This window comes from Azospirillum sp. Sh1, from assembly GCF_008365135.1.
GTDB classification, from domain to species: domain Bacteria; phylum Pseudomonadota; class Alphaproteobacteria; order Azospirillales; family Azospirillaceae; genus Azospirillum; species Azospirillum oryzae.
On record NZ_VTTK01000002.1, the window covers coordinates 83,946 to 102,101 of the forward strand.

The 18,156-nt window shown below is 68.0% G+C and carries 17 protein-coding genes and 1 tRNA gene; 12 read left to right on the forward strand and 6 right to left on the reverse strand.

The genetic code is table 11. The annotated features are described in order from the left end of the window. Nucleotides 1-25: 25 nt before the first annotated feature. The 3 genes from elbB (at nt 26) to FZ029_RS03135 (ending at nt 1,771) form a co-directional block, all read left to right on the forward strand. Complete coding sequence (elbB, locus tag FZ029_RS03125; protein ID WP_149267977.1) at nt 26-694, forward strand: isoprenoid biosynthesis glyoxalase ElbB; 669 nt, start codon at nt 26-28, stop codon at nt 692-694. 137 nt (nt 695-831) lie between these two features. Continuing rightward, nucleotides 832-1,401, forward strand: a complete 570-nt coding sequence (locus FZ029_RS03130; protein WP_149198069.1) for a hypothetical protein — start codon at nt 832-834, stop codon at nt 1,399-1,401. A 145-nt stretch (nt 1,402-1,546) separates the two neighbouring features. Beyond that, nucleotides 1,547-1,771: a hypothetical protein gene (locus tag FZ029_RS03135; protein ID WP_149267978.1), complete on the forward strand. Its 225-nt coding sequence runs from the start codon at nt 1,547-1,549 to the stop codon at nt 1,769-1,771. Between the two features lie 53 nt (nt 1,772-1,824). Here the strand turns inward: FZ029_RS03135 and nadE are convergent, their stop codons facing one another. Further along, the gene (gene nadE / locus FZ029_RS03140) at nt 1,825-3,492 is read right to left on the reverse strand and encodes an NAD(+) synthase (protein ID WP_149267979.1); all 1,668 of its coding nucleotides are present in this window, start codon (nt 3,490-3,492) and stop codon (nt 1,825-1,827) included. Nucleotides 3,493-3,756: 264 nt separating this feature from the next. Here nadE and FZ029_RS03145 point away from each other — a divergent pair, with 264 nt between their 5' ends. Both FZ029_RS03145 and FZ029_RS03150 read left to right on the forward strand, forming a co-directional pair. Beyond that, nucleotides 3,757-4,740, forward strand: coding sequence for a hypothetical protein (locus FZ029_RS03145; protein ID WP_188051809.1), 984 nt, complete (start codon nt 3,757-3,759; stop codon nt 4,738-4,740). 153 nt (nt 4,741-4,893) lie between these two features. After that, nucleotides 4,894-5,304 carry a nuclear transport factor 2 family protein gene (locus FZ029_RS03150; RefSeq protein ID WP_246457718.1) on the forward strand — a complete coding sequence of 137 codons (411 nt, stop codon included), beginning with the start codon at nt 4,894-4,896 and terminating at the stop codon, nt 5,302-5,304. Nucleotides 5,305-5,313: 9 nt separating this feature from the next. On the opposite strand, the gene FZ029_RS03155 is transcribed toward FZ029_RS03150, so the two are convergent. The 3 genes from FZ029_RS03155 to FZ029_RS03165 form a co-directional block, all read right to left on the reverse strand. Continuing rightward, nucleotides 5,314-6,537, reverse strand: coding sequence for a serine hydrolase (locus tag FZ029_RS03155; protein ID WP_149267981.1), 1,224 nt, complete (start codon nt 6,535-6,537; stop codon nt 5,314-5,316). Between the two features lie 168 nt (nt 6,538-6,705). Further along, a complete protein-coding gene (locus tag FZ029_RS03160) occupies nt 6,706-8,454 on the reverse strand; it encodes a glycosyltransferase family 39 protein (protein ID WP_149267982.1) in 1,749 nt (582 codons plus the stop codon). Next, nucleotides 8,451-9,575, reverse strand: a complete 1,125-nt coding sequence (locus FZ029_RS03165) for a glycosyltransferase family 2 protein (protein WP_149267983.1) — start codon at nt 9,573-9,575, stop codon at nt 8,451-8,453. The genes FZ029_RS03160 and FZ029_RS03165 overlap by 4 nt, the downstream gene beginning before the upstream one ends. Before the next feature lie 413 nt (nt 9,576-9,988). Between FZ029_RS03165 and FZ029_RS03170 the strand changes: the two genes are divergently transcribed. Both FZ029_RS03170 and FZ029_RS03175 read left to right on the forward strand, forming a co-directional pair. Further along, nucleotides 9,989-11,998, forward strand: a complete 2,010-nt coding sequence (locus tag FZ029_RS03170) for a methyl-accepting chemotaxis protein (RefSeq protein WP_149267984.1) — start codon at nt 9,989-9,991, stop codon at nt 11,996-11,998. 160 nt (nt 11,999-12,158) lie between these two features. Next, on the forward strand, nt 12,159-12,833 hold the full coding sequence (locus FZ029_RS03175; RefSeq protein ID WP_149267985.1) for an elongation factor P hydroxylase: 675 nt from the start codon (nt 12,159-12,161) through the stop codon (nt 12,831-12,833). 352 nt (nt 12,834-13,185) lie between these two features. Here FZ029_RS03175 and FZ029_RS03180 read toward each other — a convergent pair. After that, a tRNA-Gly gene (locus FZ029_RS03180) sits at nt 13,186-13,260 on the reverse strand. A gap of 145 nt (nt 13,261-13,405) precedes the next feature. On the opposite strand from FZ029_RS03180, the gene FZ029_RS03185 reads away from it, so the two are divergent. The 5 genes from FZ029_RS03185 (at nt 13,406) to FZ029_RS03205 (ending at nt 16,495) form a co-directional block, all read left to right on the forward strand. Then, nucleotides 13,406-13,978 carry a prolyl-tRNA synthetase associated domain-containing protein gene (locus FZ029_RS03185; protein ID WP_149267986.1) on the forward strand — a complete coding sequence of 191 codons (573 nt, stop codon included), beginning with the start codon at nt 13,406-13,408 and terminating at the stop codon, nt 13,976-13,978. A 165-nt stretch (nt 13,979-14,143) separates the two neighbouring features. After that, complete coding sequence (locus FZ029_RS03190) at nt 14,144-15,100, forward strand: co-chaperone YbbN (protein ID WP_149267987.1); 957 nt, start codon at nt 14,144-14,146, stop codon at nt 15,098-15,100. 57 nt (nt 15,101-15,157) lie between these two features. After that, nucleotides 15,158-15,838 carry an LON peptidase substrate-binding domain-containing protein gene (locus tag FZ029_RS03195; RefSeq protein ID WP_149267988.1) on the forward strand — a complete coding sequence of 227 codons (681 nt, stop codon included), beginning with the start codon at nt 15,158-15,160 and terminating at the stop codon, nt 15,836-15,838. Between the two features lie 46 nt (nt 15,839-15,884). Next, nucleotides 15,885-16,115, forward strand: coding sequence for a Trm112 family protein (locus FZ029_RS03200; protein ID WP_085090082.1), 231 nt, complete (start codon nt 15,885-15,887; stop codon nt 16,113-16,115). Beyond that, nucleotides 16,112-16,495 carry a DUF971 domain-containing protein gene (locus FZ029_RS03205; protein WP_149267989.1) on the forward strand — a complete coding sequence of 128 codons (384 nt, stop codon included), beginning with the start codon at nt 16,112-16,114 and terminating at the stop codon, nt 16,493-16,495. Before FZ029_RS03200 ends, FZ029_RS03205 begins: the two co-directional genes overlap by 4 nt. Before the next feature lie 42 nt (nt 16,496-16,537). On the opposite strand, the gene FZ029_RS03210 is transcribed toward FZ029_RS03205, so the two are convergent. Further along, on the reverse strand, nt 16,538-18,064 hold the full coding sequence (locus tag FZ029_RS03210; RefSeq protein ID WP_149267990.1) for a UbiD family decarboxylase: 1,527 nt from the start codon (nt 18,062-18,064) through the stop codon (nt 16,538-16,540). Between the last annotated feature and the right edge of the window lie 92 nt (nt 18,065-18,156).

Consider the following 18,156-nt stretch of genomic DNA (forward strand, 5'->3'; position numbering starts at 1 on the left):
GCAAATCCAATCTCGGAGACATCCTATGGCGGACAAGAGCTTGCGCATCGGCGTCGTGCTGTCGGGCTGCGGCGTGTATGACGGTGCGGAAATCCACGAGGCGGTCTGCACCCTGCTGGCGATCGCCAAGGTGGGCGCGGTGGCGGTGTGCTACGCCCCAGACATCCCGCAGGCCCATGTCGTCAACCACCTGACCGGCCAGGAGACCGGCGAGAGCCGCAACGTGCTGGTCGAATCGGCCCGCATCGCCCGCGGCAAGATCACCGCGCTCAGCGAATTCTCGGCCGGCGACGTCGATGCGCTGATCTTCCCCGGCGGTTTCGGTGCCGCCAAGAACCTCAGCGATTTCGCCTTCAAGGGGGCCGACTGCTCGGTCAACCCGCAGGTGGTCGCCGCGGTCGCCGCCATGCGCGCGGCCGGCAAGCCGATCGGCGCGCTGTGCATCGCGCCGGCCATTCTGGCCAAGATCCTGGGCCAGCAGAGCGTGGAGTTGACCATCGGCAGTGATCCCGGTACCGCCTCCGCGCTGGAGTCGATGGGCGCCGTCCACCGCACCACCACCCATGGCGAGATCGTCATCGACCGCGGCCTGAAGGTCGTCACCTCGCCCTGCTACATGCTGGACGCCAATCTGGTCCAGATTGCCGAGGGCGCCGAGAATACTGTCAAGGCTCTGGTCGATCTGGTGAAGTGACCAAGTGAAAACTTCCGACGAAGGAGGTAGAGATACCTCCTTTGTCACCGGCAATGTCACAAAGCTGAGCAATAATTCATTAACCGCCTTCCCACACCCTTTGCCTCAGCTTCTTTTCTATCAGGCGAGGGTTGGCGATGACCTGCATTGTGGGATTGGTGGACGGCGACCGGGTGTGGATGGGCGGCGACAGCGCCGGAGTGAACGGCCTGGACATTACGGTGCGGGCCGACACCAAGGTGTTCCGCAATGGCGACAGCCTGATCGGCTTCACCAGCTCCTTCCGTATGGGCCAGCTGCTGCATTACCGGCTGGAGGTCCCGCCGCGTGAACATGACGTCGACCTGTTCCGCTACATGGTCGTGGACTTCGTCGATGCCGTCCGCAACTGCCTGAAGGACGGCGGCTACGCCCACCGCTCCAACGATGTGGAGACCGGCGGCACCTTCATGGTCGGGCTGGAAGGCCGGCTCTTCACCGTGCAGTCGGACTATCAGGTCGGCGAGGCGGTGCGTGGTTACCATGCCATCGGCTGCGGGTCGGACTATGCGCTGGGCTCGCTCGCCTCCACCGTCGGTCAGCCGCCGGAAGAGCGCGTGCTGAAGGCCCTCGAATGCGCCGAGCTGTTCAACGGCGGCGTCCGCGCCCCCTTCACCATCCAGTCCAGCCTGCGCCGTCCGCAGCTGGCGCTGACCGAAGCCGCGTAATCTCCCCTTCGACCCCAACCTTCGACCAAAGTCGAAAGGGCCGGCCAAGGCCGCGCTCTGGTCATCCAAAGCATCGTGGCGTATGAACCCCTGTCCTGCTGCAGTGCAGGACAGGGAATAACCACAAGAAACTTGGGTGATAGAGATGACGGACCAAGCGGTTACCGCCGATGCTTATCTGGGTGCAGACGAGAACCCCTCCGGGTTGCTGAGCAACTGGGGAAATTCGCCATTCTTCGTCTTCCCGGCCATGCTGCTGATTTTCATCATGCCGCTGGCGATCATCTTCCACCCGACCTGGGTGGTGCTGCCGGCCGTGCTGTGGACCTTCGGCATGATCGCCACCATCATCAAGCTGACGCGCGGCTGAAGCCGGCGCGGAGGCGAAGGGGGAAGGGGGACCGCTCCCCCTCCCCGTCCGCTCTACATCAAGTCGACGAAACCGCCGGCAATCGGAAAGCGACGCAGCCGCGCGACCGTCCGGCGGGAAATCCGCGGCCCCGGCGGAGCCCTGCGGCGGCCCGCCTCCGCCTGGACCACCAGCCGCCAGACCATCTCCACCGTCTCGACAGCATGGCCGCGCCCGGCAAGGTCGGCCGGCGACAACCCGCCGTCGAGCAGGCTGGCCAGCAGATCGTCCAGCGCCTCCACCGGCGGCAGTCCGGCCGGAGTCTCGGCCTTCAGTCTGCGCGCCAGCACCCGTTCCGGAACCACCCGCCCCGCCGGCCCGCGCGATCCCGCCGGCTGGTTGGCGTTGCGCCAGCGCGTCAGTTCCAGAACCGCCGTCTTCGGCACGTCGGACAGCACGGCATAGCCGCAGCCCGTCTCCTCCGCCGCAAGGCCGAGCAGGCGGTCGGTCCGGTCCGCCGTGGACAGCAGCACGGCGCCCATCCGCTCCGCCAGGGCCGCCAGGGTCGCGGCCCGCAGGCGGGCATGCAGGCGGTCGGCCGCCGCAGCCGAGTCGCGCCCGGCAAAGGCGGGGGCCAGCAGCGAGTCGGCGGCCTTGAGCACCGGCGTGAGCGCGACATTGTCCAGGCGGCAGCCCAGCAACTCGACGATCTCCGCCGCATCGGCCAAACTATCGGCCAAGCCATCGGCCGAGGCCCCGGCCTCGCCGGCCGGCAGCGGAGCGCGAACGGCCAGCACCCGCTCCGGTCCCAGCGCGTCGGCCGCCAGTGCCGCGACCAGCGCCGAGTCCAGCCCGCCTGTCAGCCCGACCACCACGCCCGGCGCGCCGCTTTTCGTTACGGCATCGTGCAGGCCCAGCATCAGCGCCGTGTAAAGCGCCTCCGTCCCCTCGGCCGGAGCAATCGTTTCAGCCTCGGAACTGTCCCAGCTGTCGTCGAGTCCGCGCTCCCACCGGGTCAGCAGCAGATGTTGGGCGAACAGCGGAGCCTGGGCGACCAGCCGGCCACCTGGGGCGAGCGCGAAGCTGCCGCCGTCGAACACCCGCTCCTCCTGCCCGCCGACAAGGTTCACCGCAACCAGCGGCAATCCGCATTCCACCACCCGCGCGACGGCGGCCTGCACGCGTTCATCGGCGCGGCCGGGGGCGAAGGGGCCGGCCAGCATCGCGACCAGAAGCTCGGCCCCACTCTCCGCCAGGGTCTCCGCCACGTCGCCGGTCGCCAGATCACCGCCGATCAGCAGGCCGATCCGCACCCCGCGGACATTGACCGGGCCGGGCATCGGACCGCTATCGAAACGGTCCTCCTCCGGCGCACCGATCTCACCCGCATCCGTTACGGTCTGGAAACGAATGGCGGCGAGCTTGCCGCCATCCAGCAGCAGAGCGGCGTTGTGACGCCCCTTGCCCTCCCGCCAGGGCGCGCCGACCAGCAGGGCCGGACCGCCGTCGGCGGTGGCGTCAGCCAGCACCCGCACCGTCTCCTCCACCGCGTCGAGGAAAGCGGGCAGCGCCGCCAGATCCAGCAGCGGGGCGCCGGACAACGAGCCCGCGGGACAGATGACGAGGTCGGCGCCGCGGGCCGCGGCCTCCGCCCGCGCCGCACGGATCAGGCCGGCATTCGCAGTGAGGTCGCCCACGGTCGGGTTGATCTGGGCAAGCGCGATGGACAGGCGATCGGTCATGATGGTCGGCTTCCTTCTGGCGGGTCCTTTTCCGACAAGGGTAGCAGCGCCTCACCCGCGGTGAAAGCCGCCGCTCGTCGCAGGTCATCACGCAGGCGGAACAAGTGGCGGCAAGAGATGGGATGAAGTTCCACAGTTGCGAACAATTAGTAAGGTAACGAATTTATTTCAATTATTGAAAGAAGATCGCGAAATTAAGAAATGGTAAAGGTTGTCGGCGCCATGCTTCCGCTTGCGCACAAACAACGCGATGCGGGGGCATCCATGTACTACGCGGAGCTCAGCGGCCCGAACGGCAAACCGTCGGTGCTGTCCACGGCTGTGCAGAACGGTTCGTCAAAGACGGCCGGCACGGCAAAGGACGGGCTGGCCAAATCGGACGCGAAACCGGTGGACGGCGACAAGAAGACACAGTCGCCGGCCTACACCATCAGCCAGTCGATGGAATCGCTGCTGGACAGCATGACCGGCAAGGGCGGCGCCCAGGCGGCGGGCGGCGGCGGGCCGGCCACCGCCAACAGCGGCGTGGACCGCGCCAAGCAGGCGCAATCGCTGATGCAGTCGGCGCTGGACCACGGCAAGGATCTGGCCGGCATGTTCGGCAAGGGCATCGACGCGCTGAAGCAGGGGCTGGGCGATACGCTGAGCGCACTGGGCGTTCCGCAGAACCGCATCGACGATGCCGTGAAGGGTTTCGGCGACGGCCTGAAGTCCAAGCTCGACGGCATGAACCTCAGCGATCTGTCGGTGGACATGCAGGCCACCCAGTCGCAATGGTCGATCGAGTCCCACGGAATCGACCTGGAAATCCAGGATGGCGACCGCAGCGTCAAGATTTCCTTCGCGAAATCGACCCTGGACTTCCGGCGCGACGATCAACGTCTGCAGGCGTCGCTGGGCAAGGGCGGCGACATGGCGCTCAGCGCAACCGGCATGACCACCACCGCCACCGGCAAGTCCACCGGCATGATCGTCCGTTCCGAAGGTTTCAGCGAGGATGAGATCAAGGATATCCTCGGCAAGCTGAACGACATGGCCGCCAAGGGTGGCGGCGGCGATGGAATGAAGGGGCTGGCGGTGCTGAAGCCGACCACGTCGAAGGACGGCGTCACCCACCTGACGCTCGACCTGTCCACGCCGATTGCGGGGCTGTCGACCGGGAAGGCCGCTGCGGCGGCGGACGGTGCGGCGACCGCTGCAACCGCCGGCACGTCAGCGAAGCCGCAGGGCGTCAACCTGACGGCCTGATCCGGTTTTCTACGTTCATTGTCACAGCACCGGCCCGGATCCGTCCGGACCGGCGCTTGCCCATGCGGGATGGCTTCTTTACAAGCGGTCGCGGTGACGGCCTCAGGGCCGTGCACCGTCCGTCCTCCCGGAACCATCGCCCGGATGAACGCCATGACCGACCGCGACACGCTGCTGGCCCTGAACCAAGCCTTCTACCGGGCCTTCACAAATCGCGACGCCGCCGCGATGGAAGCCCTGTGGGCGGAAACGCTGCCCGTCTCCTGCATCCATCCCGGCTGGACCGCCCTGTTCGGGCGCGACGCGGTGCTGACCAGCTGGCGGGACGTGCTGCGCACGCCCAGCGGCATCGTCGTCGAGGCGCGGAACGAGCGCGTGACCCTGCATGGCGACACCGCGCTGGTGGTCTGCGAGGAAACGCTGGGCGACGCCGTGCTGGCCGCCACCAACCTGTTCGCCCGCGAAAAGGGCAGCTGGCGCCTCGCCCATCATCAGGCCGGCCCCATCGCCCATGCCCGCGCAGATGTCGAGATCCCGGCCAAGCCGCCTCGCCGCCTGCACTGATCCTGGCTCTCACGGCAGACTGGCCACCTCCGGCCGCGCTTCCAGGCGGCGGACGAGATCGATGACCACATGGTCGGCGGTGACCCGGTCGGGGTCGCTGTTGGTCAGCGCCACCACGCCCCAGCGGTGCGCCTTCGAGAAGGCGATATAGGCGTTGAAGCCGCCGGTGGAGCCGGAATGCCAATGGATCGGCGTGCCGTCCGTGGCCCAGGCGACGAACCAGCCGAGCGCCATCGCCCCGCTTCCCAGGCTTCCGGGATCGGCCAGCGACCGCCCATCCACCTGCACCGACTGCGCCAGCGCCAAGGTCGCCGCCACCGGCGGGGCACAGCCATGGCCGCCCAGCCCGGCAGCCGCACCCGCCGGACAGTCGCCGAGATTGGCGGACAGCCAGCGCAGCAGATCGTCGGCCGAGGAATAGAGGCCGAAGGCGGGCAGCATCGCCGGCGCCTCCCAATCCGGAACGACCCGGCCGCGGGCATGGCCTGCCGCCTTGCGCGCCCGCTGCTCGGCGGTCGGATGCAGGGTGGTGTCGCGCATCCCGAAGCGGTCGGTCACCACCCGCTTCAGCAGCGTTTCGTAGGGCTGACCGGCCGCCGCCGACAGCGCCTCCCCCAGGACCGACATGCCGGCATTGGAATAGCTGAAGCGCACGCCCGGCGACACCGGCAGCCGATAGCCGGACAGCCACAGCGCCAGTTCGCCGCGTGACAGCGGCTTGTAGGGGTTGCGGGGGTCCTCCAGCCGGTTCCACGAGAAACGCGGGGTTTCGGGCACGTTGGGCAGGCCGGCCGTGTGGGTGGCGAGGTCGCGCAGCCGGATCGGCCGGCCCTCATACTCCGGCACATGGGCGACCGGCACCGGGCCGACGCGGTGCAGATGACGCTGCAGCGGGTCGGCGGGATCGACCCGACCCTCCCGCATCAGCTCCGCCATGATGGTGCCGGTGAAGGGCTTGGTCAGCGAGGCGATCTGGAACAGGGTGCGCCCATCGGGCGGCCCGCCGTCGGGGCGCCCGGCATCGCCGCGCCCGACCACCAGCGTCCGGCCGTCGCGGATCACGCCGACCACCAGACTGCCGGCACCGGCCGGCGGCTGCCGGTCCTCCACCGCGCGGGTCACGTCGCCCACCAGTTGGTCGGGACTCCGGTCCAGGCCGATGGCCCCGGTGGGCCCGAGCGGAACGCTCCACAGCAGCAGACACAAAACGCCCCAGAGCAGCCCGCGCCGCATCCCCGCCTCCGCCCGGCCCCAATCGCGAGTACGGAGAGTGGGCGGACGTACGGCGGGCGCACAGGGCCGCGAAGGGCGATGCGACGAAAGACGGCGCGGGAGCCGCCGGGGTACTCCACCACCGCCCCGCCACCGCCCGACCGGTCGGGCTTGGCAGGTTTGCGGGGGTTATTCGGTGGGGATGTCGGCCCTGGGCGGGCGGCGGTCCTTGACGATGGACAGCGGAACGTCGTCGGCCGCGATCTCCAGGATCGGATGGCCGTCCAGCAGCGAGGGACACCGCTTCACCTGGGTGAAGGCCAGGAAGAAATCGGCCTTGCGCCAATCCGGCTCGATCCCGTTCACCAGACGCAGCCAGGGCGGCAGTTCGAACCGCACCGCCAGCGTGTTGCCGCAGACTGTCAGCGTGTACTGGCGCGGCGGGGCATGGCCGTCATTTTCGCGCTCGACATACTCGACCAGTTCCTGCAGCGCCTCGTGCAGCGAGTTGCCCCAGTAATCCAGCTCGAACTTGCCGTCGGCGCCGCGTACGCCTCCGACGAACTGGTTGTAGTACACGTACTGGTTCGGGTGCATGGCGCCCAGCTGCCATGCGTACACCACGCCGACCACGGTCATCGCCGCGGCGAAGGTCTGCCCCAACGCCCGGCCGCCGCGCTGGCACAGGGTCCACAGCCGGTCGGCGGCGATCGCCGCCATCACCACCATGGGCGGGGCCAGGAACAGGAAATGGCGGATGCCGTTGTAGACCGACGGCCGCATCAGCACGAACAGCAGGATCGGCAGGAAGCCCGCCAGAACCAGCGGCGTGTAGCGGACGACCGTGAAGGCGCCGGTCCGCCGCCAGCCGCCGCGCGCCAGCCAGACCGCCGCCATCACCACCGCCACCCCGACGCCGATCACCACCGCTTCCGGCAGCTTCACCGCCAGATAGACCGGCAGGTACAGCGCGGGCGGCGCGTTGGAATGGACCAGCTCGCCCATGAACAGCGTCTGGATGTCGATGGGGAAATGGGAGACGACGCGCAGGGCCTCCAACGGGTTGCGGAACGGCCGCTGCACCACCCAGGGCCAGAACACCGCCATGATGACATAGGCGACCGGAATCGCCGGCCACAGGCTGAGGAAGGCGCGCCGCGCATCGACCAGCGCCCAGCGCCGGCCCTCCTGCCGCGTCACCAGCGCGAAATGCATCGCCATGGCGACCGCCAGATAGAAGCCGGCCAGCACCGCGCCGACGCGGATCGCCAGGGTCAGGCCCAGCACCAGCCCGAACTTCAGCACCGCGCTGCGGCTCGGCCGCGGCATCTGCTTCAGGATGCGGGTGGCGAAATAGAGCGTCCACACCATGCCGGCCGCGAAAGGCACGTCCTTGGTGTTGTTGAACATGGCGCCGTAATAGACACCGCTCAGCGACAGCAGCGCCGCGGCGATGAAGCCGGCGCGCGGACCGGCCAGCAGCCGGGTGTAGCGCCAGGTGCCCGCGATGCCCAGCACGCCGACCAGCGCGCAGAGCAGGTGCCGCGTCTCATACTCCTCGAAGGGAGAGAAGGGCACGATCACGGCGGTGACGAGGTCGAACAGCCCGCCGTAATAGGCCAGATCCTTGAAATGGAAGGCCGACCGGTCCTGGAAGCCGCTGAGGTAGTAGGACAGCAGCTTCTTGCCGTAGATGTGCTGCACTTCCTCGTCCGTGCTGATGCCGTAGCTGAGGAAGGTCAGCGCCGCGAGGATCAGCAGGCCCAGCAGAAGCGCGCGCGACAGCCCGTCCCACAAAGCCGCCTCGCCGCGCGGCAGCACGACGCCGCCAGCGCCGGCGGTGGACGGCGCGGCCGTCGCCACGGCGGGGCGGCGGGCAGAGGAAGTGGGGCCGCCGACGGTATCTCCGTCGTCGCGCAGGCCGGTCTCGATGCTCATCGGCGCGGCTCCCGCCCCACTGATCCGCCGACGGGATCGAACTCATGCTCATCCCGGCCATCCGCCGGGCCGAAGCCGTGGGCCGATCGCACGATGAACAGCGGCCGGCCCTTCACCTCGGCGAAGACACGGCCCAGATAGTCGCCGATGATGCCCAGCGTGATCAGCTGGATGCCGCCCAGGAACAGCACCGCGACCAGCAGCGATTCATAGCCCGGCACGTCGATGCCGTGGACCAGCGTGCGGATCAGGCGGATCAGGATATAGACGAAGGCGACGCCCGAAACCGCCATCCCGACCAGGCTCCACACCCGCAGGGGGAAGGTGGAGAAGGCGGTCAGCCCGTCGAAGGACAGGCGCAGCAGCTTGACGAAGCCCCATTTGGTGTCGCCGCCGGCGCGCTCCCCCTGTTCGTAGGGGATCGCGGCCTGACGGAAGCCGACCCAGGCGAAGATGCCCTTCATGAAGCGCGTGCGCTCCGGCATCCGGTTGATGACCTCGACGACGCGGCGGTCCATCAGGCGGAAATCGCCGACCTCGCGCGGCAGCTTGATCTCCGACAGATGGTCGAAGACCCAGTAGAACAGGCGGGCGAACAGCCGGTGCTTCAGGCTCTGGCCGACGCGGGCATGGCGCACGGCGACCACCACGTCGAAGCCCTCGCGCCATTTGGCGATGAAGGCCGGCAGCAGTTCCGGCGGATGCTGCAGGTCGGCGTCCATCGGCACCACGGCGTCGCCGGTGGTGTGGCTCAAGCCGGCGGACAACGCCAACTCCTTGCCGAAATTGCGCGACAGATCGACCACCTTCACCCGCGCTTCGCGGTCATGGACGTCCAGCAGCCGGTCGATGGTGTCGTCGCGGCTGCCGTCGTTGACGCACACCACTTCCCAATCCATGTCCAACCCGTCCAGCACCGGGACCAGCCGGGCGAACAGGGCCTCGATGTTCGGCCCCTCGTTGTAGAAGGGAATGACGACCGACAGGCAGCCGCGTCGCGGGCGACCCGACCTGTTCGCCGGAGGCCGGTTCGCCGATGGAAGGACCTCGCCCTCAAGGCGGACGGGAGTGGTCCGGACCTCCGGAGAAGCCGCGGAAAGGGGCGCGTCGGGAATGGACATGGCCAGCCGTCGGGTCAAAGCGTCAGGGACCGGGAGATGAAGGGATCGGCGACGACCCCGGTCGGCCGCTGCGCCCTTCGGCATATATCACGATACGGGGGGATGTTCAAAATGCCTCTCCTGTGACCGCCACGGCACAAAAAATGGTCTGTCCGCCCGTGAAAGCGTCCGGACCCCGGTTACCTGCGATCTGCCGAAACAGGCAAACATCCTCCGTTGCCGTTTATTCCATTGCAGCGGAACGACCGCATTTCCCTACGTCACCCACAGGTCACTCCGGTTGCCGGCACACGCAACCGCACCATACCGGGGCATGTGGCACGCTTTCTGAAACAGGTCGCAATGCCTGACCTTTTCGGATCGTCCCCGAACCAAGGTTGGGCAACGTCCCTGTGCCGATGGAGGCCCCGGCCATGAGCCTTTTCAATCGCTTTTCCGTAGGAAGCAAGATCACGGCGGCCAGCGCCGGCATCCTGGTGTTCCTGGTGCTGATCGGCGGTATCGGCATTGCGGCGCTGTCGGAAGCCGGCGGCGCCGTGGACACCTACCGGCGGCTCGGCCAGCAGACCAACGAGCTGGGACGCATCCAGGCCCTGATGCTGGAGATGCGCCAGCAGGCCACCCGTTTCCTGCTGACCGGCGATGCGGAGGTCGGCGCCACCGTCCGCCGCACCGCGGAGGACGCGGCGCAGACCATCGACAAGGCCCGCGCCCTGTTCACCGACCCCGCCCTGCTGCAGACGGCCGACCACATGGCGCAGGAGATCGCCCAGTATCGGGAGGCCTTCGCTGCCATGATGGATTTCCAGGACCAGCGCAGCAAGGCCATCGCCGACCTGGACGAGATCGGGCCGCGGCTGGAAACCGCGCTGGACGGCATCATGGACAGCGCCGGCGCGGCGGGCGACACCGACGCCGCCTATCTGGCGGGCATGGCGCTGCGCCACATGCTGTCGGCCCGCATCTCGGCGACGCGCTACAATGTCGACGGCTCCCCGGCGCTGGCCGCCCAGACCCGGTCCCAGTTCACCGACGCCGCCGGCCGCGGCGGCGCGATGATGGCGAAGCTGACGGACATGGACCGCCGCAAGATGGCGATGTCCTACACCGCCATGCTGCGCGTCTACGTCAGCGGCTTCAACGCCGTGGTCAAGGCCACCACCGAGCGCGACCGGCTGGTCAACGAGGTGCTGATCCCCGTCGGCGATTCCATCGCCAAGGAGGCGGAACAGCTGACGGAAGCCAGCGTCGGCGCTCAGAAGAGCCTGGGCATGGCAACCGGCGCCTTCCTCGACAAGGCGCGCGGCGGGATGGTGCTTGCTTCGCTGGTCGCCGTGGTCCTGGGGCTGGCGACGGCGCTGCTGATCGGCCGCGGGCTGTCGCGGCCGGTGGTGGCGATGACCGACCGCATGACCCGGCTGGCCGGCGGCGACCGCAGTGTCGACATCCCCGGCCTGGATCGCGCCGACGAGATCGGCGGCATGGCCAAGGCCCTGCAGGTGTTCAAGGACAGCCTGATCGAGAGCGACCGGCTTGCCGAAACCCAACGCGCCGACCATGCGGCGCAGCGTGGCCGCGGCGAACGCATCGACCGGCTGACCCAGGAGTTCGACCGGCTGGTGCTGCAGGCGCTGGGCCGGGTATCGGCGGCGGCGACCCAGTTGCAGGCGACCGCCCAGACCATGTCGGCCACCGCGGAGCAGACCACCCGGCAGGCCGATGCGGTCGCCAGCGCATCCAATGAAGCGACCGGCAACGTGGAGACGGTGGCCGCAGCGACGGAGGAACTGACCGCCTCCATCGCCGAGATCGGCCGGCAGGTGGCGGAGAGCACCCGCATCGCCGGTCAGGCGGTCGCCACCGCCGAGAAGACCGACGGCACCGTCCGCGGTCTGGTCGACGCCGCCCAGCGCATCGGCGAGGTGGTGCAGTTGATCACCGACATCGCCAGCCAGACCAACCTTCTCGCGCTGAACGCCACCATCGAGGCGGCGCGCGCCGGCGAGGCGGGCAAGGGATTCGCCGTGGTGGCCTCGGAGGTCAAGAACCTCGCCAGCCAGACCGCCAAGGCGACGGAGGAAATCGGCAGCCAGATCGCCGGCATTCAGGAGATCAGCCGGCAGGCCGCCGGCGCCATCGCCGAGATCGGCCGGGTGATCGCCGAGATCAACCACATCTCCACCACCATCGCCGCCGCGGTGGAGGAACAGGGCGCAGCCACCAAGGAGATCAGCCGCAACGTCCAGCAGGCGGCGCGCGGCACGCAGCAGGTGTCCGGCAACATCGCCGGCGTGTCGGAAGCCGCGGCCTCCACCGGCGATGCCTCGCGCGAGGTGCTGACCGCCGCCGACGGGCTGAACCACGAGGCGACCGACCTGCGCGGCTTCGTGTCGCGGTTCCTGGCCGAAATGCGCGCCGCGTAAGAAACGGCACCGATCTTCAGCGCTACGGTGACAGTTATGGCGCCGGCGGGACCCGAATGGACCGGGGCTTGCCGGCGCCCTTCTTCTGGCGGGCAGCCCTGCTCCTTTGTCCGGTTACTTTCCCCTTGCGCCACGCCGCCCCCTTGGGCACATAGGCGCGATGATCCTGACCCCCATCGCCATCGACGACATGCCGAAGGCCATCGCCGCCTTCGACGCCCATCTGGACAGCCATGCCCAAGCGCGGGCCGCCTTCCGCCGGATCGCCGCCACCTGGCCCGTCCGGCCGGCGGACGAGCCCGGCGGCGGTGTCGATACGCCGGCCCATCGGGCGGACGCGGTGCGGCTTGCCCATGCCCACGGCATCGACACGCTGGACGAGCCGCCCAGCCGCTCCTTCATGTGGGACGGCAAGGTGATCCGCACCGATGTCGAGGCGACGGTGATCGTGCATGAGGTGGCGCACTGGCTGTGCGCGACGCCGGAGCGGCGGACCCTGATCGACTACGGCCTCGGCCCTGGCCCGGAGACCACCGCCCGCCGGGAAGCGCGCGCCGACAAGCGCCTGTGCTTCGAGGACTGCATGCACGAGGAGCAGCAGACCTCCCTGCTCGGCGTGCTGTGGGAAGTGGAACTGGGCCAGCCGGGGATCCTGGCCTTCCTGGAGCAGAACTGGATGGAGCATTGGGAGCGGCCGAGCACCGCCGCCTTCTTCATCCGCCACGCCGAGGAACTGTTCACCCGCGGCCTGATCGACGCCGACGGCCGCCCGACGACCGCGCGCGACTGGGCGGATGCACGGCAGGGCGCTCGGGTGCTTTCCCCGCAGTTTTAACGGGATTGCAGTGACCGTGTGCCGTCCGGCCGGGCCTCGGGTTGCGCCACCGGCGTGCACAGGCGTGAACCTACAGGGTTGATTGCTCTTGAAGCCAAGGACACCCTCATCGACCGTCATCCCCGCGAAGGCGGGGATCCAGTGTTTCCCAAGCCGAACCAATGGGTTAAGCCTGGATCCCCGCCTTCGCGGGGATGACGCGGAGATAAGGTGCGGAGCCATCCGTTAAGTGCGCAGGCTGGAGAGCAGGCGGGCAGCTCGCAAGCTGTCACGGAGCCAAAATGCGAAAGGCCGGCACCCGAAGGTCCGGCCTTTTGAGATCGCATGCTCCGGCGTAATGACCGGAGGAAACTGGAGCGGGCGAAGGGATTCGAACCCTCGACCCCAACCTTGGCAAGGTTGTGCTCTACCCCTGAGCTACGCCCGCGCTCCGTACTGCCGTTCAGCAACTTGTCGGTGCCGTCCGGCGGTGTGCGGCGGACTATACTCATCGGCCGACGCAATGCAAGGGCCTTGTTTCAGTTTTTTTCACCGTCTGGACGATTTTCCGCACAGCCGGTAAAAGGGCTGTCATGGACACCGCATCGACCTCCCTTCCGGGCGTCTCCCTGCCAGATGGCGACGCGCCGCTTCCGACCTCTCCGGACCAGTTGCTGGTGCGGCTCGACGCGCTGGGCATCCAGGCGACCACGCACAGCCACCCCCCGCTGCACACGGTGGAGGAGAGCAAGGCCCTGCGCGGCGCCCTGCCCGGCGGCCATTGCAAGAACCTGTTCCTGAAGGACAAGAAGGACCAGCATTGGCTGGTGGTGGCGCTGGAGGATGCGCAGGTCGACCTGAACCGGCTGGACAAGGTCATCGGGTCGGCGCGGCTGTCCTTCGCCTCGGCGGAGCGGCTCTGGCGCTTCCTTGGCATCCGGCCGGGATCGGTCACGCCCTTCGCCCTGGTCAACGACACCGAGCGCAAGGTTCGCGTGGTCCTGCAGCAGGCGATGATGGAGCATGACCTGCTGAACTATCATCCGCTGCTGAACGACCGCACCACGGCGATCCGGCGCGACGACCTGCTGCGCTTCATCCGCGCCTGCGGTCACGAACCGGCGATCGTCGAGTTCGGCCGCGCAGAGAACGACAGGGCGGACTGACCGGCAGGGCGGCCGTTTCCACGCAATGCTTGCCTGAGCCGCCTTGCGCGCTCACATATGTCGGCAACGACAGGGTCCAGGACCGCCAGCGGCCTGACCGGCAACTCCATGGCCCACCGGGATGTCCTAATGGGCCAGGCATCACCAACGGGACCGAAACACGCCATGTTCTCCATGCCCCCCGCCAACGGGTCCAAGCCCGCCGCTCCCGGTGCCGCCCCCGGTGCCGCCGACATCGTCAAGGACAGCACCGACCGCGCCTTCATGGCGGACGTGATCGAGGCCTCGGCCGACGTCCCGGTGATCGTCGATTTCTGGGCACCCTGGTGCGGCCCCTGCAAGCAGCTGGGTCCGATCATCGAAAAGGTGGTGCGCGCCGCCAAGGGCGCGGTGCGCCTGGTGAAGATCGACACCGACGCCAACCCGATGATCGCCTCGCAGCTGCGCGTGCAGTCGATCCCGGCGGTCTACGCCTTCTTCCAGGGCCGTCCGGTCGACGGCTTCATGGGCGCCCTGCCCGAATCGCAGGTGAAGGCCTTCGTCGACAAGCTGGTGGCGCTGGCCAAGCAGGCCGGGGCCGGCGGTGGCGCCGGCGAGTTGCTGGAGGAGGCCTTCGCCCAGGCCAAGGAGATGATGGAGGGCGGCGACCTGCAGGGCGCGCTCGACCTCTACAGCCAGATCATGCAGGCCGAGCCGGAGAACGCCCAGGCCTATGCCGGCATCATCCGCTGCCTGATCGCCGCCGGCGACCTGGAGAACGCCAAGCAGATGCTGGCCCAGGCCCCGGAAGCCATCGCCAAGGACAAGGAACTGGCCAACGTCCGCGCCGCTCTCGACGTGGCGGAGCAGGCCGCCAACGCCGGCCCGATCCCGGAGCTGATGGAGAAGGTCGCCCACGATCCGAACGACCATGCTTCGCGCTTCGACCTCGCCATGGCGCTGTTCGCCGCCGGCAAGCGTGAGGCGGCGGTGGACGAGCTTCTGGAAATCTTCAAGCGCGACCGGACCTGGAACGACGACGGCGCCCGCAAGCAGCTGGTGAAGTTCTTCGAGGCGTTCGGCCAGACCGACCCGCTGACGGTGAAGACCCGCCGCCGTCTGTCGACCATGATGTTCAGCTGACGCTTTTCCGAAAACAGGACGGCTGTTCCATCGGCGAAGGGGTTCTATCTGATTGGCATGACCAGAAACCCCACCAGATACCCCTTCGACCCTGAGTTCAGCCAGTTGCCGGCGATGATGCCGATCTTCCCGCTGGCCGGCGTTCTGCTGCTGCCGCGGGCGCGGCTGCCGCTGAACATTTTCGAGCCCCGCTACCTCGCCATGGTCGAGGACGCGCTGGGCAGCGGTCGCATGATCGGCATGGTCCAGCCCCTCGACCCGGCCGGACGCGAGCGCGAGCCGGCCGTCTATCCCTGCGGCTGCGCCGGCCGCATCACCAGCTTCGCCGAGTCCGACGACGGCCGCCTTCTGATCACCCTGACCGGAGTCGCCCGGTTCGAGATCGGACGCGAGGTGGAGGGCACCCGCGGCTACCGCCGGGTGGTTCCCGACTGGCGCCCCTTCCGCGCCGATCTGGAGCCCGAGGCCTGCGGCGATATCGACCGCAACCGGCTGCTCGGCGCGCTGAAGACCTATTTCCGCGTCCAGGGCCTGTCGGTGGACTGGAAATCCATCGAATCGACGCTGGACGAGCGGCTGGTCAACTCTCTGGCGATGATCTGCCCCTTCACGCCCGGCGAAAAACAGGCGCTGCTGGAGGCGCCGACCCTGGCGGAACGCGGGAAGCTCTTGATCGGACTGGTCGAGATGGCCATTCTCGACAGCCATGACGGGGACGGTCCGCCGCCCAAGCATTGACGGTCTTCCAATCACCGCCCTTCTTCCAATCATTATGAGACACGACATGGCGACGCCCGAGGACAAGAGCAGCGACGCGAAAACCAACGCCCGCGTCGACCCGAAGCTGCTGGAGATTCTGGTCTGCCCGCTGACCAAGGGTCCGCTGCGCTATGATGCCGAACGCGCCGAACTGGTAAGCGAGCGCGCCGGGCTGGCCTATCCGATTCGCGACGGCATTCCGATCATGCTGATCGACGAGGCCCGCAGCCTGGACAAGGCGGGGTCGCAGCGATGAGTGATGACGGCTTCGGAACGGTCCATTGGCCGACCGAAATCCGCCTGAAGAAGGAGGAGAAGCGGCTGGAGGTCGATTTCGACGACGGCCGGACCTTCTCCTACCCGGCGGAGTTCCTGCGCGTGGTCAGCCCGTCCGCCGAGGTGCAGGGCCACAACCCCAGCCAGAAGCAGACCGTCGCCGGCCGCCGCCATGTCGGCATCATGCGTCTGGAGCCGGTCGGCAACTATGCCATCCGCATCGTCTTCGACGATTTGCACGACAGCGGCATCTACAGCTGGAAATACCTCTACGAGATCGGCACCGAACAGGAGACCCTGTGGGCCGAATATCTTGAGGAGTTGCAGGCCAAGGGCCTGAGCCGCGACCCGCGGCGGTGATCGTGTCCCTCTCCCGACCCAAGCCGGGAGAGGGCGCTCACTTCACTTCCAGATCGGCTTCCCGCTGCCGGGCAGGCCGTACAGGTCCCATTTGCGGCTGACCTTCTCCACGACCTCATCGGTCATGTGGAGCTTCTCGCCCCATTCGCGCTTGGTCTCCGGCGGCCATTTGTTGGTGGCGTCCAGACCGACCTTGCCGCCAAGCCCCGATTCCGGGCTGGCGAAGTCGAGATAGTCGATCGGCGTGCCCTCGATCACCGTGATGTCGCGGGCCGGGTCCATGCGGGTGGAGATCGCCCACATCACGTCCTTCCAGTTCCGCGCGTCGATGTCGTCGTCCACGACGATCACCCACTTCGTGTACATGAACTGGCGCAGGAAGGACCAGACGCCCATCATCACCCGCTTGGCATGGCCGGGATAGGCCTTCTTCATGCTGACCACCGCGATGCGGTAGGAGCAGCCTTCCGGCGGCAGCCAGAAATCGACGATTTCCGGGAATTGCTGGACCAGCAGCGGGATGAACACCTCGTTCAGCGCCTCGCCCAGCACCGACGGCTCGTCGGGCGGACGGCCGGTGAAGGTAGACAGGTAGATCGGCTTGCGCCGCATCGTCATGGCGGTGACGGTGAAGACCGGGAAGGGCTCGACCGAATTGTAATAGCCGGTGTGATCGCCGTAGGGCCCCTCGTCGGCGTACTCGTCCAGGCTGACATGGCCTTCCAGCACGATCTCCGCCTGGGCCGGCACCTTCAGCGGCACCGTCCTGCAATCCACCAGTTCCACCTTCTTGCCGCGCAGCAGGCCGGCGAACTGGTATTCGGACAGGGTGTCGGGCACCGGCGTCACCGCCGCCAGGATGGTGCCGGGATCGGCCCCCAGCACGACGGCGCAGGGCAGCGGCTCGCGCTTTCCGCCCTTTTTGTCTTGATGGGCGGCCCAGCGGTGATGGTGCTGGGCGCCGCCGCGGTGCTTCAGCCAGCGCATGATGGTCTTGTTCCTGCCCAGCACCTGCATGCGGTAGATGCCGAGGTTGAAGTCGTCCTCGCGCTTCCCCGTCGGCCCCTTGGTCACCACCAGCGGCCAGGTGATGAGCGGCGCCGGCTCGCCCGGCCAGCAGCTCTGCACCGGCAGGCGGCCGAGGTCGATGTCGTCGCCGGTCAGCACCACCTCCTGGCACGGCGCCGAGCCGACGGTCTTCGGCTTCATCGACAACACGGTCTTGGCAAGCGGGATCAGTTCCAGCGCCTCGCGGAAGCCGCCCGGCGGCTCCGGCTGCTTGAGGAAGGCCAGCGTTTCGCCGACCGCGCGCAGCTGGTGCGGCTCGCGGTCCATGCCCCAGGCGACCCGCTCCACCGTGCCGAACAGGTTGACCAGCACCGGCATCTCGGAGCGCGTGCCGTCGGCCTTGACGACATTCTCGAACAGCACCGCCGGGCCGTTCTCGGCCAGCAGGCGGGTCTGGATCTCGGTCATCTCAAGCACGGTGGACACCGGTTCCTTCACCACCACCAGCCGCCCCGCCTTTTCCAGCCGGTCGATGAAGTCACGCAACGAGGTGTAGGGCATCGCGGGGTGTCCAATGTGGTGGTGCATCCGAAACGGACGATAACCTTCAACTCGGCGGCCGGTCCGTCAAGTGCGGTGGAGCGGAAATGCGG